This is a genomic window from Streptomyces sp. NBC_01352 (genome assembly GCF_036237295.1).
Lineage (GTDB): Bacteria > Actinomycetota > Actinomycetes > Streptomycetales > Streptomycetaceae > Streptomyces > Streptomyces plumbiresistens.
Genome location: NZ_CP108354.1, coordinates 4,798,542 through 4,813,958, shown reverse-complemented (window position 1 = coordinate 4,813,958; position 15,417 = coordinate 4,798,542). Strand labels below are relative to the sequence as shown.

The 15,417-nt window shown below is 69.8% G+C and carries 13 protein-coding genes and 1 riboswitch; of the genes, 10 read left to right on the top strand and 3 right to left on the bottom strand.

Annotation, left to right across the window (positions count from 1 at the left end; translation table 11 throughout):
• Positions 1–298 precede the first annotated feature (298 nt).
• From OG252_RS22235 to OG252_RS22215, 5 genes are all read left to right on the top strand, one after another.
• Positions 299–1,636, top strand: coding sequence for an ABC transporter substrate-binding protein (locus OG252_RS22235; protein ID WP_329338163.1), 1,338 nt, complete (start codon positions 299–301; stop codon positions 1,634–1,636).
• The gene (locus OG252_RS22230) at positions 1,633–2,634 is read left to right on the top strand and encodes a carbohydrate ABC transporter permease (protein WP_266435323.1); all 1,002 of its coding nucleotides are present in this window, start codon (positions 1,633–1,635) and stop codon (positions 2,632–2,634) included. Before OG252_RS22235 ends, OG252_RS22230 begins: the two co-directional genes overlap by 4 nt.
• The gene (locus OG252_RS22225; RefSeq protein ID WP_329338159.1) at positions 2,631–3,518 is read left to right on the top strand and encodes a carbohydrate ABC transporter permease; all 888 of its coding nucleotides are present in this window, start codon (positions 2,631–2,633) and stop codon (positions 3,516–3,518) included. Before OG252_RS22230 ends, OG252_RS22225 begins: the two co-directional genes overlap by 4 nt.
• 35 nt (positions 3,519–3,553) lie before the next feature.
• A complete protein-coding gene (locus OG252_RS22220; protein ID WP_266435319.1) occupies positions 3,554–4,582 on the top strand; it encodes a LacI family DNA-binding transcriptional regulator in 1,029 nt (342 codons plus the stop codon).
• Positions 4,583–4,685: 103 nt separating this feature from the next.
• Positions 4,686–5,498 (top strand): HAD family hydrolase, encoded by an 813-nt coding sequence (locus tag OG252_RS22215; protein ID WP_266435294.1) that lies wholly within the window; start codon positions 4,686–4,688, stop codon positions 5,496–5,498.
• A 6-nt stretch (positions 5,499–5,504) separates the two neighbouring features.
• On the opposite strand, the gene OG252_RS22210 is transcribed toward OG252_RS22215, so the two are convergent.
• On the bottom strand, positions 5,505–6,254 hold the full coding sequence (locus tag OG252_RS22210; protein ID WP_266435292.1) for a transglycosylase SLT domain-containing protein: 750 nt from the start codon (positions 6,252–6,254) through the stop codon (positions 5,505–5,507).
• Between the two features lie 5 nt (positions 6,255–6,259).
• Positions 6,260–6,428, bottom strand: a riboswitch (cyclic di-AMP (ydaO/yuaA leader).
• A gap of 275 nt (positions 6,429–6,703) precedes the next feature.
• Positions 6,704–8,698, bottom strand: coding sequence for a CocE/NonD family hydrolase (locus OG252_RS22205; RefSeq protein WP_329338154.1), 1,995 nt, complete (start codon positions 8,696–8,698; stop codon positions 6,704–6,706).
• Between the two features lie 377 nt (positions 8,699–9,075).
• Between OG252_RS22205 and OG252_RS22200 the strand changes: the two genes are divergently transcribed.
• The 5 genes from OG252_RS22200 to OG252_RS22180 all read left to right on the top strand — a co-directional run bounded on the left by OG252_RS22200 (position 9,076) and on the right by OG252_RS22180 (position 14,622).
• The gene (locus OG252_RS22200) at positions 9,076–10,086 is read left to right on the top strand and encodes a polyprenyl synthetase family protein (RefSeq protein ID WP_266435288.1); all 1,011 of its coding nucleotides are present in this window, start codon (positions 9,076–9,078) and stop codon (positions 10,084–10,086) included.
• A 244-nt stretch (positions 10,087–10,330) separates the two neighbouring features.
• A complete protein-coding gene (locus OG252_RS22195) occupies positions 10,331–11,248 on the top strand; it encodes a CHRD domain-containing protein (RefSeq protein ID WP_329338152.1) in 918 nt (305 codons plus the stop codon).
• Positions 11,249–11,497: 249 nt separating this feature from the next.
• Positions 11,498–12,739, top strand: a complete 1,242-nt coding sequence (locus OG252_RS22190; protein WP_329338150.1) for a LolA family protein — start codon at positions 11,498–11,500, stop codon at positions 12,737–12,739.
• 10 nt (positions 12,740–12,749) lie between these two features.
• On the top strand, positions 12,750–13,733 hold the full coding sequence (locus OG252_RS22185) for an ABC transporter ATP-binding protein (RefSeq protein ID WP_329338148.1): 984 nt from the start codon (positions 12,750–12,752) through the stop codon (positions 13,731–13,733).
• Positions 13,720–14,622, top strand: a complete 903-nt coding sequence (locus OG252_RS22180) for an ABC transporter permease (protein ID WP_329338146.1) — start codon at positions 13,720–13,722, stop codon at positions 14,620–14,622. Before OG252_RS22185 ends, OG252_RS22180 begins: the two co-directional genes overlap by 14 nt.
• 165 nt (positions 14,623–14,787) lie before the next feature.
• On the opposite strand, the gene OG252_RS22175 is transcribed toward OG252_RS22180, so the two are convergent.
• Complete coding sequence (locus OG252_RS22175; RefSeq protein ID WP_329338144.1) at positions 14,788–15,372, bottom strand: flavodoxin family protein; 585 nt, start codon at positions 15,370–15,372, stop codon at positions 14,788–14,790.
• Positions 15,373–15,417 lie beyond the last annotated feature (45 nt).

Sequence of the window (15,417 nt, the reverse complement as noted above, 5' to 3'; positions counted from 1 at the left end):
GCTCCCAGGATCGAGGACAGGGATCGAGGACAGGGATCGAGGACGGGATCGGCAGAGGTGACGCCAGGTTTCTGTGATCGTGCACAGTACCGAAGGCGGCGGACATCGGCGGGCAACAAGTAGGTAACCCCAGGCACCCGCCATTGACAAGGGGCCGAAACAATTCTCTACTGTGCACGATCACAGAGCCGCGCGGCCCTCGCGCACAGCCCCTCGGTCACGTCCGCAGAACCTCCCCCCACGGCGGTTGCCGCGTACGCGGGACGTTGACGAGGTGGGCTCGTCCAAGTCAGGGGAGATGAAGATGTCGATCAACCGCCGCCAGATCAGCAGGCGCAGCATTCTCGCCGGGGCCGCCGCCCTCGGCCTCACCAGCACCCTCGCCGCCTGCGGCGGTTCCGACGACGAAGACTCCGGCGAGAGCAGCGGGCCGGTCAAGCTGACCTACTGGTCGTGGGCGCCGAACATGGAGAAGGTCGCCGCGATCTGGAACAAGAAGAACCCGGACATCACGGTCACCGTGTCGAAGCAGGGCAGCGGCGCCGAGATCCTCACCAAGGTGATCACGGCGAAGAAGGCGGGCAACGCGCCCGACCTGATCCAGGCCGAGTACCAGTCGCTGCCGACCCTGGTCTCCAACGACGTCCTCGCCGACATCTCGAAGTACGTCGGTGACGCCAAGGGCGACTTCGCCGCGGGCCTGTGGGACATGGTCACCCTCGGCACCGACGCGGTCTACGGCGTCCCGCAGGACTCCGGGCCGCTGATGTTCTACTACCGCGAGGACCTCTTCAAGGAGCACGGCCTGTCCGTGCCGAAGACCTGGACGGAGTTCGCCGAGACCGCGCGCGCCGCCAAGAAGGCCCTTCCGGACGCCTACTTGACCACCTTCTCCTCCAACGACCCGGGTCTGTTCGCGGGCCTCACCCAGCAGGCCGGCGCCAAGTGGTGGACGGTCGACGGCGGCGGCAAGTGGACGGTCGGCATCGACGACGCGGCCAGCCAGCAGGTCGCCGAGTTCTGGGGCGGCCTGGTCCAGGAAGGCGTCATCGACAACCAGCCGATGTACACCCCGGCCTGGAACAACGCCCTGAACAAGGGCACCCACATCGCCTGGGTCTCCGCCGTGTGGGCGCCCGGTGTGCTGGTCTCCTCGGCTCCCGAGACCGAGGGCAAGTGGCGGATGGCCCCGCTGCCGCAGTGGAAGGCCGGCGAGAACGTCACCGGCAGCTGGGGCGGTTCCTCCACCGGTGTCTCCACCGACTCCAAGAACGCCGAGGCCGCGGCGAAGTTCGCGCACTGGATCAACACCGACCCGGAGGCGCTGGCCGCCCTGGTCAAGGAGGTCGGCATCTACCCGGCGGCCACGAGTGGCCAGTCCGGCGACATCCTCACCACGCCCGCCTTCTTCCCGAACCAGAAGGACTTCTACACCACGGCCGCGGAGATAGCCGCCACCACGGCCACCGCCGCCTGGGGCCCGAACGTGCAGACCGCCTACACCGCCTTCAACGACGGCTTCGGCAAGGCCACCAAGGCGAAGAAGGAGGCCCAGTTCACCTCTGCGCTCAGCACCATGCAGTCGAAGACCTTCGACGACATGAAGAAGCAGGGCTTCGAGGTGACCGAGGCATGACCAGCGCTCCGCTCAAGGGCTCCGACCGCGTCACGGTCGGGCCCTTGGCGGACGGCACCGGCACCGCCACGTCCGTCCGCCCCAGCCGCCCCCGCCGCCGTGGCCGTGGTCGCAGCGCACCGTACTGGTTCCTGATGCCGACCCTGGTCCTGTTCGCCGCCTTCACCGTCGTTCCCATCGGGTACGCGATCTGGCTCAGCCTGCACAAGGTCCAGGTCAAGGGCATCGGACTCGGCAAGGGCGCCCGCGAACAGGTCTGGAACGGCTTCGGCAACTACACCGACGTGTTCCAGGACTCCGAGTTCGGCCACAGCGTGCTGCGCGCCTTCGGCTACGGCCTCATCGTCATCCCGACGATGCTCGGCCTGGCGCTGCTCTTCGCGCTGATGCTCGACACCCCGAAGGCGCGCAGCGCGTCCTTCGCCCGGCTGATGATCTTCCTGCCGTACGCGGTGCCCGGCATCATCGCCGCCCTCATGTGGGGCTTCCTCTACCTCCCGGCCGTCAGCCCCTTCTACTACCTGCTGGACAAGTTCGGCCTCCCGCAGCCGGACCTGTTCGACGGCGGCAATCTCTACCTGTCCTTCGCGAACATCGCGGTCTGGGGCGGCACCGGCTTCAACATGATCGTCATCTACACCGCGCTCAGGGCGATCCCGCCGGACATCTACGAGGCCGCGCGCATCGACGGCGCCTCCGACCTCAAGATCGCGCTCAGGATCAAGATCCCGATCGTCATGCCCTCCCTGGTGCTGACCTTCTTCTTCTCGGTGATCGCCACCCTCCAGGTCTTCACCGAGCCGATGGCGCTCAAGCCGCTGACCAACGGCCTCTCCACCACCTGGAGTCCGCTGATGGCCATCTACGACAGCGCCTTCCTGAAGTCCGACATCTACGGCGCGTCCGCCACCGCGGTGGTCCTGGCCCTGGCCACCTACCTCATCTCCTTCACCCTGCTGCGCGTCTCCGACCGCTACACCCGGGAGGACCGGGCATGACCCCCCTCACCCTCACCGCCGACACCACCGGCAAGCCCCCGGTCACAAGCCGTGCGCGGCGCACGGCCTGGGTCCCCACCCTCGTGCTGCTCCTCGGCGCGCTGTACTGCCTGGTCCCCATCGCCTGGGTGGTGATGGCGGCGACCAAGGACCGGTCGGAGCTGTTCTCCACCTTCACCTTCGCGCCCGGCACCGGCTTCTTCGACAACCTGAGCGAACTGACCGCCTACCGGGACGGCATCTACTGGACGTGGATGGGCAACTCCGCCCTCTACGCGGGCTTCGGTGCCCTGCTGTCCGCCGCGGTCTCGGCCGGCGGCGGCTACGCGCTGGGCCGGTTCGCCTTCCGGGGGCGGGAGTTCATCTTCAAGCTGATCCTGGCCGGCGTCCTGGTGCCCAGCATCGTGCTGACCGTCCCGCAGTACCTGCTGCTGTCGAAGATGGGCATGGCCGACTCGTACTGGTCGATGCTGCTGCCGTCCATCCTCTCCCCGTACGGCGTCTACCTGGTCCGCATCTACGCGGCCGCCGCGGTGCCCGCCGAACTCCTGGAGGCCGCCCGCATGGACGGCGCGAGCGAGTGGCGGATCTTCTCGCGGATCGCCGTACCGATGATGATGCCGGGCCTGATCACGGTGTTCCTCTTCCAGTTCGTCGCCATCTGGAACAACTTCCTGCTGCCGTACGTGATGCTGGCCGACGACACCAAGTTCCCGCTCACCCTCGGGCTCTACACGCTGCTCGCGCAGGGCGCCTCGCAGCCCGCTCTCTACACCCTGGTCATCACCGGATGTCTGCTGGCGATCATTCCGCTGATCGCGCTCTTCCTGGTGATCCAGCGGTTCTGGTCCCTGGACCTGCTGAGCGGTTCGGTCAAGGCCTGAGGCATCCGCCGACCCCACCGTCACGAACGAGGAACATGACCACCAGCGCCAACGGACGCCGCCGACCGCCCACCATCCACGACGTGGCGCGGGAGGCCGGCGTGTCACGGGGCACCGTCTCCCGCTTCCTGAACGGCGGCCACTACGTCTCCCCGGCCGCCCGCCGGGCCGTCGAGGCCGCCATCAGGAAGACCGGGTACGTGGTCAACCGGCATGCCCGCAGCCTGAGCACCGGACGCTCGGACTCGGTGGCCTTCCTGCTGACCGAGCCGCAGGAGAAGTTCTTCGAGGACCCCAACTTCAACGTACTGCTGCGGGGTTGCACCGAGCGCCTCGCCCAGCACGACATCCCGCTGCTGCTCATGCTGGCGGCGAGCGACGACGACCGGCGCCGGCTGACCCGGTACATCACCTCGGGCCACGTCGACGGCGTGCTGCTGGTCTCCAGCCACAGCGGAGACCCGGTCGCCGCCGAACTGCGCGACGCCGGCATCCCGTTGGTGGCCTGCGGCAAGCCGCTCGGTCTGGGCTCCAAGGTCAGCTATGTGGCGGCCGCCGACCGCGACGGCGCCCAGGAGATGGTCCGCCACCTCCTCGCCGGCGGCCGCCGCCGCATCGGCATGATCACCGGCCCGCTGGACACCCCGGGCGGTACCGACCGCCTGGCCGGCTACCGCGACGTGCTCGCCGAGGCGGAACTGCCCTACGACCCGGCGCTGGTGGTGGAGGGCGACTACCGCCGCACCGGCGGCGAGCAGGCCGCCCGTCGGCTGCTGGCGCAGGCGCCCGACATCGACGCGGTGTTCGTCGCCTCCGACCTCATGGCCGCCGGAGTCGTCAACGCCCTGCACCAGTCCGGCCGTTCGGTCCCCGATGACATCGCTGTCGGCGGCTTCGACGACTCGGCCGCGGCCACCGCCGTCACCCCGGCCCTCACCACCATGCGCCAGCCCTACGACCGCATCAGCGCCGAGATGGTCCGCATGCTGCTCGCGCAGATCGCGGGGGAGGACACAGCGGGAGTGATCCTGCCCACGGAACTGGTGGTACGGGACTCCGCGTGAGGGCGCCAACTGCCCTAACCGGAGCGCGTGTCAACGCATGTGAAGGCTGTAGCCGTCCGGTTCGCGTCGAGTCGATGCGGCGTTCCATCCGTATTCTCTGATCATGGCCGCACCCACCGCATATTCACTCATCGCCACCGACCTGGACGGAACGCTGCTCCGAGGCGACGACACGCTGTCCGACCGGTCGCTCGCCGCGCTCGCGCGGGTGGCGGCGGCCGGGGCCCGGCATCTGGTGGTGACCGGCCGCCCGGCGCCCAGAGTGCGGCCGCTCCTCGACGACCTGGGCAGCAAGGGGCTCGCGGTGTGCGGGCAGGGCGCGCAGGTGTACGACGCCGGCGCGGACCGTCTGCTGTGGTCGGTCACCCTGGACCGGGAGCTGGCCGAGACCGCGCTCGGCAAGATCGAGGCCGAGATCGGCCAGTTGTACGCGGCCGTCGACCAGGACGGCGTCGACGGGCTGACCCTCATCGAGCCCGGCTATCTGATGCCGCACCCGACCCTGCCCGCCGTCCGGGTCGGGCGGCGCGACGACCTGTGGAGCGCGCCCATCAGCAAGGTGCTGCTGCGCCATCCCGACCTGTCCGACGACGAGTTGGCGGCCACGGCGCGTTCGGTGGTGGGTTCCCTCGCCACGGTCACCATGTCGGGCCCCGGGACCGTCGAACTCCAGCCATGCGGCATCACCAAGGCGACGGGCCTCGCCCTGGCCGCCGACCATCTCGGGCTCGGCCCCGAACACACCATCGCCTTCGGGGACATGCCCAACGACATCCCCATGTTCGACTGGGCCGGCCACGGCGTCGCCATGGCCAACGCCCACCCCGAACTCAAGTGCGTGGCCGACGAGATCACCTTGTCCAACGAGGACGACGGCATCGCCGTCGTCCTCGAAAGACTGTTTCCTCAGCGGTAGTCGGGCTCAGTACGCCCCGAAGACGTTGTCGATCGAGCCGTACCGCGCGGCCGCGTAGTTGCAGGCGGCGGTGATGTTCGCGACCGGGTCGTACGGGTCCCACGACGTGCCCTCGACGTGGTACGCCTGGAAGGTCGGGTCGATGGTCTGGAGCAGGCCCTTGGAGGGGGTGCCCGCGGCGGCGTTGGAGTCCCAGTTGTTGATGGCCTGGGGGTTGCCGGACGACTCGCGGATGATGTTGCGGTAGATCCCGTCGTACGAGCCGGGGATGCCCTTCTGCGCCATGATGTCCATCGCCTCGCGGATCCAGCCGTCGAGGTTGTCCGCGTACGTCTTGGCGGAGGCCTGGGTGGCCTTGGCGACGGACTGGGCGGACTTCTTGGCGGACGTCGAGGCCTTGTCGGCCGTCGTGCCGGACTTCTTCGCCGTCTTGACCGTCAGCTCGACGTCCGGGTGGATCAGCCGGGGGTTGTCGCCGACGGCCTTGCGGTTGTCCTTGTACAGCTGGCGCCAGCCGCCGGGAGTGTCGTACTTGTCCGCGATGCCGTAGAGCGAGTCGCCCTTGACCGTGGTGTACGTGACGGACTTGACCTGTGCCGCGGCCGGCGCGGCGGCGGGGGCCTTGGCCGGCTGCGCGGCGCTCGCGGTGGTCGCGCCCAGGAGCGGGAGGGCGAGGGCGGCGACGCCTGTTCCGGCGGTGACGACGCCTCGGGTGAGCGGGTTGGTGCGGGTACGACGGTGCTTGCCTGCGGGCATGGCGCTGTTCCTCTCCGGCGCCTACGAGGTGAGCTGTCGGGTTCGGGCGGGAGCTGCCCGGCCGTACCGCCGTGAGGCGGCGCGACTTAACCCCTAGCCGTTCCGGCGTGATGTCCGGTGCGGCGCTTACCTGGGTCCCCCGCTCCTGCCGTGCGGTGTTGGTCGATGAGTGTTCTGTGGGCGGCGGCAGGATTAGGCGTCCGCCCGACAGGCCCGGAACGTATGCGAGAGCACATGGCCGAAACAAGTGGCTGATTCACACTTCAGGGCTATGACCTTGGTCTGAGGCATTTGGGGTGCTTGATCCTTTGCGGTTGCCAAGTCTCAACTGGCGCGAAAGGCAAGGCGAAACGCGGGCGTGCGGAGGTGTGGCCGCAGCCGGCCGCAAGTGACCCAACTCACGGGCGAGAACAAGGGTGGCCAAAACGGGCAATGAGCCCAACTCGTGGTCAACCGGCCGTCCGTGGAATCCGCTTCTCCCACGTCCGGTGGAAGACGACCTCGTCGCCGTCCGTGCAAATCACCTCGTTTGAGGTGGAAAAGTCCGTTCCGTCACAGCTGATCTCCGACCGTGTGCGGACCGTCGCCCGCCAGGCGAGCTCCGGCCGGTGCAGCTCGACCGTCCAGTCCGAGCGGGCCCGGGCCGACAGGGGGTCCGACTCGTTGATCGTGTACGTCTCCAGCGCGTCCTCGGTGAACTCCAGACCGTCGGGATACACGCGGGTGCCGCCGTAGCGCGGGTCGACCTCCAGTCGCCACTCACCCTTGGCCACATCGCGGACGACCAGCCGCTCGGGGCGCGGTTCGTCGAGCGTGACGGGGACGTTGACGCCGAGCGGCTCGGACTGCTCCGGTTCCTCGAACGCGATGCCGGAGGCGGACTCCCTTGTGCGCACCGGGAGTTCGAGGAAGCTGCCCTCCGGGTCCAGGGTGAAGCCGGCCGCCGAGTCGGGCTGCGGCCAGATCCACGGCCAGTACGCGGAGGAGACGGCCAGCCGGACGAGATGACCGGCCGGGAAGGCGTGCCCGATGCCGTTCAGCTCGAACTCCACGTCCTCGGTGACGCCCGGCTCCCACGGCACCGCCCGGTCCCGCCCCTGCCGCGCCGACAGGTTCAGTACGCCGCGGGTGACCAGCGTCGAGGCGCCGTCCGGGGCGACGTCGCACACCCGGGCGATCACCTGGCCGCGCGGCACCTCACAGGTCAGCCTGAGCCGCACCCTCGGCCGCCCCAACACCCAGGTCTCCTCGTCGGCTTGGAACTCGAAGCACACCGACCGCGCGTCCTCCTCCCGCTGGTCGGGCGGCAGGTCGGCGTCGTTCCCCAGGGGGAGGAAGCGGCCGGCGTCGACACCCGTGTGCTGCGGGGAGCGGACCAGGAGAGGGGTGCCCTCGAGGGCGTGCGAGACCATCGAGACGTTGGGGGAGGGCCAGGCGGGCTCGCCGACCCAGCGGCCGGGCAGGGTGTCGTAGACCGTGGCCGGGGGGTGGGAGTCGCTGACGTAGGCACGGAGCAGCGGCTCGCGCATCGCGCCCGATTCGACCCCTTTCAGCCAGTGGTCCCACCAGCGCAGGGTCTCCTGGAGGAAGCCGATCGCCGGGCCGGGCGGCAGACCGCGGTCGGGGTACTGGTGGGACCAGGGGCCGATCAGGCCGCGGACGCGGTCGGCGGGCAGGTGCTCGACGAGGTGGAGGACGGTGTCGCGGTACGGGTCGTGCCAGCCGCCGACCGCGAGGACGGCGGCGTCGATAGCGCCGTAGTCCTCGCGGACGCTGCCGTGCTGCCAGTAGCGGTCGCGGGTCTGGTGGTCGAGCCAGGTGTGGATGAGGGGGGCGACCTCCTCCAGGCGCTTGAGCCACATGTCCCGCCAGGCCTCGCCGACGTACCGCGGATCCGGCGGGCGGGAGACGAGGGCCAGCAGGGTGGCCGCCCAGGCGTGCATGTCCACCGCGAGGACGGAACCTCCCAGGTAGTGCACGTCGTTGTCATAGCGGTCGTCGGTGGAGCAGACGGTGACGACCGCCTTGAGCGGCTCGGGTGCGAGGGCCGCGATCCGGAGGGAGTCGAAGCCGCCCCAGGAGATGCCGAACATGCCGACCTTGCCGTCGCACCAGGGCTGGGCCGCGAGCCATCGGACGACCGCGACGCCGTCCGCCAGCTCGGTGGCCGAGTACGCGTCGCCCGGCATGCCCTGACTGTTGCCGTGTCCGCGTACGTCCACTCGTACGGAGGCGTACCCGTGGCCCGCGTACCAGGGATGGCGTTGCCAGTCGCGGGGTGCGGTCCAGTCGGTCAGGCGGTAGGGCAGGTATTCGAGGATCGCGGGTACTGGTTCGTCCGTGAGGGGGCGCCACACGCGCGCGTAGAGGAGCGTCCCGTCCGGGAGCGGGATGCGGAGGTCCTCGTGGGTCGTCTCGTAGGGGAAGGACGTACGGATGTGCATGAGCGTGACCCCGTGAGTTCAGTGGACCGGGTGCGTGGTGTCCGGGGCGAGGGCGGATTCGGCCGCGTGTGTGCGTCCGGTCGGGTGACGGCCGCCCGTCACGCACAGGACCGGGCCGAACTCCGGAGGCGGCCGGCTTCCGGGCTCGGTATCGACGGTGGTTCGCGACACGCTCCACCACTTCCATGTAAATCGGCAGATATCCATTCTTTTCAAGTGATCAAAAACATACCCGTCGTGATCCGATACCGCCCGGGCTGCACGGGCGGGCGCTAGCGGTGATCGAAACGTGACCGGATACGCTGACTTGAGTGATGGCAGCGACCTATCGACAAACCGTGTAATCGCCAGTAGACACAGCAGACAGGAGATCCCTCGTGACCGTCGTCGGGCCGTTCGGGCTGAGCGTGCGGGACCAGGCTCTGGAAGCCGATGTCCAGGCCGGATTGGCGGCTGTCGAGGAGGGACTGCTCGAAGCCACCAAGAGCGAGGTCCCCTTCATCACGGAGGCCGCCCAGCATCTGGTGCGGGCGGGCGGAAAGCGGTTCCGGCCGCTGCTGGTGATGCTGTCCGCCCAGTTCGGCGACCGTTACGCGCCGGGGATCGTGCCGTCGGCGGTGGTGGTGGAGCTGACCCACCTGGCGACGCTGTACCACGACGACGTGATGGACGAGGCCGAGGTCCGGCGCGGGGTCGCCAGCGCGAACGCCCGCTGGGGCAACTCGGTCGCGGTCCTCACCGGCGACTTCCTGTTCGCGCGCGCCTCGCACATCCTGGCCGACCTCGGGCCCGAGGCGGTCCGGGTCCAGTCGGAGGCGTTCGAGCGGCTGGTGACCGGGCAGATCCTGGAGACCGCCGGTCCCACCGACGGCCGTGACCCGGTCGAGCACTACCTCGACGTCCTCGGCGGCAAGACGGGATCGCTGGTGGCGGTGGCGTGCCGCTTCGGGGCGATGATGTCCGGCGCCGACGAGACGGTCGTCGACGTGCTGACCCAGTACGGCGAGCGGCTCGGCGTCGCCTTCCAACTCGCGGACGACGTCCTGGACATCGCCTCCGACTCCCACGAGTCCGGGAAGACGCCCGGGACGGATCTGCGCGAGGGCATCGCGACCCTGCCGGTCCTGCGGCTGCGCGAGCGCGCGGCCCGGCTGGGGCTGGCCGAGGACATCGCCCTGTGCGAGCTCCTGGACTCCGACCTGACCGACGACGCCCTGCACGCGAAGGCGCTGGAGGGCCTGCGGGCGCATCCCGCGCTGGAGCACGCGCGGCGTGACACGGTGCGGTACGCGAAGGACGCGCGGGCGGCATTGGCTCCGCTGCGGGAGTGCGATGCGAAGGCCGCGCTGATGGAGCTGTGCGACGCGGTGGTACACCGGGCGGGCTGACCCCGCCCCCGCTCCAGGGGGCTCCGCCCCCTGGACCCCCGGCCTTCGCCCACCCACCGCCCGACTCGGTGGGTCGAGGGGTGAACCATTCAAGAGACCGAGTCGGGCGGTGGGTGGGCATAGGCCCGGGGTGTCTGGGGGCGGAGCCCCCAGAGACGCGCACCCCCACACACCCGCAGAGAAGAGTGACACAGGTCACACCCGCGCCCCGAGTCCACACTGACATCAGCCCGTATATCTGCCCATGCGCATGAAAGCGATCGTCACCGCCGTCGCCGTGGCCGCCGGCGGCCTCGCCGCCACAGCGACCCCCGCCGTCGCCTCCGCCTCCACCGCCGGAGGCGACGGCACCGTCCTCGCCGCCAGCCTCCGAGGCACCAACGAGGTACCCGCCGTCGGCGACCAGGACGGCGCCGCGCTCCAGTTCGTCAAGGTCGACGGCGACAAGGTCTCCGTCGCCGTCAAGTGGCGCGGCACCGACAAGCCGACCGCCCTCCACATCCACCAGGGCGCCAAGGGCACCAACGGCGGCGTCAAGGTGGACTTCACCGAGCTGCTCAAGAGCAAGGGCAAGAGCAAGAGCAAGGCCCGTACCGTCACCGGAACCGTCAAGGTCAACGACCCGGCCCTGCTCGACGCCCTCAAGACCGACCCCACCTCCTTCTACGCCAACCTGCACACCGCCGAGTTCCCCGGCGGAGCCGTCCGCGGCCAGTTCCACAAGGTCACCGTCGCCGCCTTCGACTTCCGCGACGCCCTCGACAACTTCCAGGCGTCCGTCCTCAAGGGCAAGCAGATCTACGAGTGCAAGCCGGTCGAGGGCGGCGGGTACGCCTTCGCCCAGCGGGACGTCAGCGCCGTACTCGGCGCCGGCATCGCGCACTCCTTCGTGGCGCCCAACTCCGGCACGCCGCAGTGGATCGCGCCCGACCGCAGCGCGGTCACCGGGGCCGTCATCTCCAGGACTCCCAACGGCGCCGGCAACATCCCCGAGCTGGACATCAAGGCCACCCAGTCCGGCAAGCAGCACGGCCTGTTCGCCGGCACCACGGAGATCCTGCGGCTGAACACCGTCGGCGGAGTCGCCCCGGCCGGCTCCTGCACGGCGGGCACGATCGTCGGCGTGCCGTACCAGGCGGACTACGTGTTCCTGCGCGGCTGAGCAACCGACCACCCGACGGCGGCGTCTGCACCCCAACCCTTACGGGTCGGGGGAGGCGCCGCCTCCGCGTGTCATACCCCAGGTGTACGCGGAGTTGAGCCCGCGGGCTGACGAATCATCGCGGCGGATTTGGTCAGATGGACATCAGAGAAAAACACCACTCCTCACCGATTCGGGTGAGAATGGCGGCTACGGGGTTGACGTACGGGAGTTGGACCAGCCGCCGCCGACGACGGAGGTAAGGCACACATGGCACCGATCGAAACCGACGACAGCACGACCGCCGCGGAGGCCGCGGAGGCCGCGGACCTGCGCGCGGCGCGGCGACGCAAGGCCGCTCGGTACGTCGTCCCGGTCGCGGTGATAGGGGTGGCGGCGGCGACCATCGGGCTCGTTCCCGCGCTCGCCGACTCCGGCGACCCCGACCTGCCGAAGGTCAGCGCACAGGAGCTCATCGAGAAGATCGCCGCGTCGGACGTGGAGCAGCTGTCCGGCACAGTGAAGATCAGCACGGATCTCGGACTGCCCGACCTCGGCGGTCTGGAGAGCAGCCTGACCTCCGGCGCCATGGACTCGGGCGACGGCGGCTCCTCCGCCGACCCGTCCGCCAAGCTCACCGAGCTCGCGACCGGCACGCACACCCTGCGGGTCGCGGCCGACGGCCCGGACAAGCAGAAGCTGTCGCTCCTGGAGAGCGGCTCCGAGTACAGCGTGATCCACAACGGCAAGGACGTCTGGGGCTACGACAGCAAGTCCAACGAGGTCTACCACTCGACCACCTCTGACAGCGGCTCCGACAGCGGCAAGGCCGAGAAGGGCCAGGACGTCCCGGCCACGCCGAAGGACATGGCCGAGGAGGCCCTGAAGGCGGTCGACGACACCACCTCCGTGACCGTCGACGGCACCGCGCAGGTCGCCGGCCGCGACGCCTACCGGCTCGTCATCAAGCCCAAGGCTTCCGGGTCCACGGTCGGCCAGATCACCGTGGCCGTCGACTCGAAGACCGGGCTGCCGCTGAAGTTCACGCTGACCCCGGCGAGCGGCGGCGCCGCCGTCATCGACGCCGGTTTCACGCAGGTCAGCTTCGCCAAGCCGGCCGCGTCCACGTTCGACTTCACGCCGCCCAAGGGCGCGAAGGTCACCGAGGGCGAGACCATCGAGAAGGGCGCGCACGGCGAGCACGACGGCTCGGCGAGCGGGAAGCCCGAGGAGGACCTCGGCAAGGGCCTCGACGGCCTCAAGGTCATCGGCGAGGGCTGGAACTCCGTCGCCACCTTCGACACCGGCGGCGAGGGCATGCCCTCCGGCTCCGAGGTCGGCGGCGACATGGGCGGCTTCCTCGACTCCCTCGGCGACAAGGTGACCGGCAAGTTCGGCTCGGGCACGGTCTTCTCGACCCGTCTGGTCAACGCGCTGATGACCGACGACGGCAAGGTCTACGTCGGCGCCGTCAGCAAGGACGCCCTGGTCAAGGCCGCGAACGCCGGGTAGTAAGACACCCATGAGTGAAACGCCGGCCACGGAGCCGGAACCGGAGCAGCAGAGCGCGGGTGACGGCGTCATCGTCACCCGCGCGCTCACCAAGCGCTACCGCGGCGGGCAGCTCGCCGTCGACGGTCTGGACCTGGCCGTCCCGGCGGGCAGCGTCTTCGGCTTCCTCGGTCCGAACGGCTCGGGCAAGACCACCACCATCCGCATGCTGATGGGCCTCATCGAGCCCACCTCGGGGTCGGCCCGCGTGCTGGGCCGGCCCATGCCGCGCTCGGCGCGCGCGGTGCTCCCGCACGTGGGCGCGCTCATCGAGGGCCCGGCGCTGTACGGCTTCCTCTCCGGCCGCGACAACCTGCTGCGCTACGACGCCGCCGACCCGACCGCCGACCCGCGCACCCGGCGCACCCGCGTCGCAGCGGCGCTGGACCGGGTCGGCCTCGCGGCGGCGGCGGGCAAGAAGGCGAAGGCGTACTCGCTCGGCATGAAGCAGCGGCTCGGCCTCGCCGCGGCGCTCCTCCAGCCGCGCAGGCTGCTCGTCCTCGACGAACCGACCAACGGACTCGACCCGCAGGGCATGCGCGAGATCCGTTCCCTGATCCGGGAGCTGGCCTCGGACGGCACCACGGTCTTCCTCTCCTCCCACCTCCTCGACGAGATCGAGCAGGTCTGTACGCACGCGGCGGTGATGGCCCAGGGCCGCCTGATCACCCAGGGCCCGGTGGCCGACCTGGCGGCGGGCACCCGCGGCCGGCTCGTCGTGACGACCCCGGACCCGGCGGACACGGCCCGGATACTGAAGGAGCAGGGCGCGGCCGACGTGGTCATCGCCGAGGACCGGGTGAGCGCCGAGCCGCCCCAGGACCGCGACCTCGCCGAGGTGAACGCCGCACTGGTGACGGCGGGCGTCCGCGTCCGCGGCTTCGGCGTCGAACGGCCCTCGCTGGAGGACGCGTTCGTGGCGCTGACGGGGGAGGGCTTCGATGTCGCAGGCTGAGGCCGTACGTACGTCGACGGCGCAGGCTCAGGCTGTCCGTACGCCGAGCGTGCTGTGGACCTTCGGGTTGCTCCGCAACGAAATGTGGACCACCTTCCGCCGCTGGCGCACCCTCGCCCTCCTCGGCGTGCTGGCGGCCGTGCCGATCCTGGTCGGGATCGCCGTGAAGATTGAGACAGGCGACGGACCGGGGCCCGGCGGCGGAGGTGGCGGAGGAGGCCCGGCGTTCATCTCGCAGATCACCAACAACGGCCTGTTCCTGGTCTTCACCGCGCTCGCCGCGACGCTCCCCTTCTTCCTGCCGATGGCCATCGGCGTCATCGCCGGCGACTCGATCGCCGGCGAGGCCAACGCGGGCACCCTCCGCTACCTCCTGGTCGCCCCCGCCGGCCGCACCCGCCTGCTGCTCACCAAGTACGCGACGGTGCTGGCCTTCTGTCTGCTGGCCACTCTGGTGGTCGCCGTCTCGGCCCTCACGGTCGGGGCGCTGCTCTTTCCCCTGGGCGACCTGACGACCATCTCCGGCACGCAGATCAGCTTCGCCGAGGGCCTGGGCAGAGCGCTGCTGATCGCCCTGGCCGTCGCCGCGTCACTGGTGGGCATGGCGGCCCTGGGCCTGTTCGTGTCGACCCTCACCAGCAGCGGCATCGCGGCGATGGCGACCACGGTCGGCCTGCTCATCACCATTCAGATCCTCGACCAGATCCCCCAACTGCACGCGATCCAGCCGTACTTCTTCTCCCACTACTGGCTGTCCTTCGCCGACCTCATGCGCGAGCCCGTCTACTGGGACGACCTGGTGAAGAACCTCGGCATCCAGGCCCTGTACGCGGTGGTGTTCGGCTCGGCGGCCTGGGCGCGGTTCACGACGAAGGACATCGCGTCTTAGCGGTCACCCGGTCTCGTACGGCCACCCGGTCTCGTACGGCCACTCGGTCTCGTACGGTCACTCGGTCTCGTACGGTCACTCGGTCTCGTACGGTCACTCGGTCTCGTACGGTCACTCGGTCTCGTACGGTCACTCGGTCTCGTACGGTCACTCGGTCTCGTACGGTCACTCGGTCTCGTACGGAAAGCGCGCGAGCGGCGTCTCCCGCGCGAAGAACGTCTTGGCGCGCGTCAGCGCCCCGGTGTCCTTCAGTACGTCACCCGGCTTGCTGCCGTTGCCGAGCAGCACCCCGCCGAAGTGCATCCCCATGTACGCGGCCGAGTGGTTGAGCGTGCCGACCAGCGGATCGGCGACCTCCTCTTCCTCGTGCGCGAGCACGGTGACTCCCCACAGCGTGCGCCTGGCCAGCGTGGCCTTGAAGTCCACACCGGGCGTGCGCAGCCAGCCCGACCAGTAGTCCAGGTAGCGCTTGACGGGAGCGGAGACCGAGTACCAGTACAGCGGCGACACGATCACGATGTCCGTCGCCGCGAGCGTCGCGTCGAGCAGCAGCGCCACCTCGCCTTCCGTCGGGCGGACGTGGTCGCTGTCGTGCCGCAGGTCCACGAAATCGGGCAGCGGATGCTCGGCGAGACTGATCCACTCCTGTTCGACGTCCGCGGGAAGCTGATCTGCGGCCTTGCGGGCCAGCATCTCGGAGTTGCTCTCGGTGCGGCTGCTGCCCAGGACGAAGAGGAAGCGGCGGGTCATGAGGTCCCCCAGATGGTCGGCGTGCGACGACTACTTGCGCTTGCA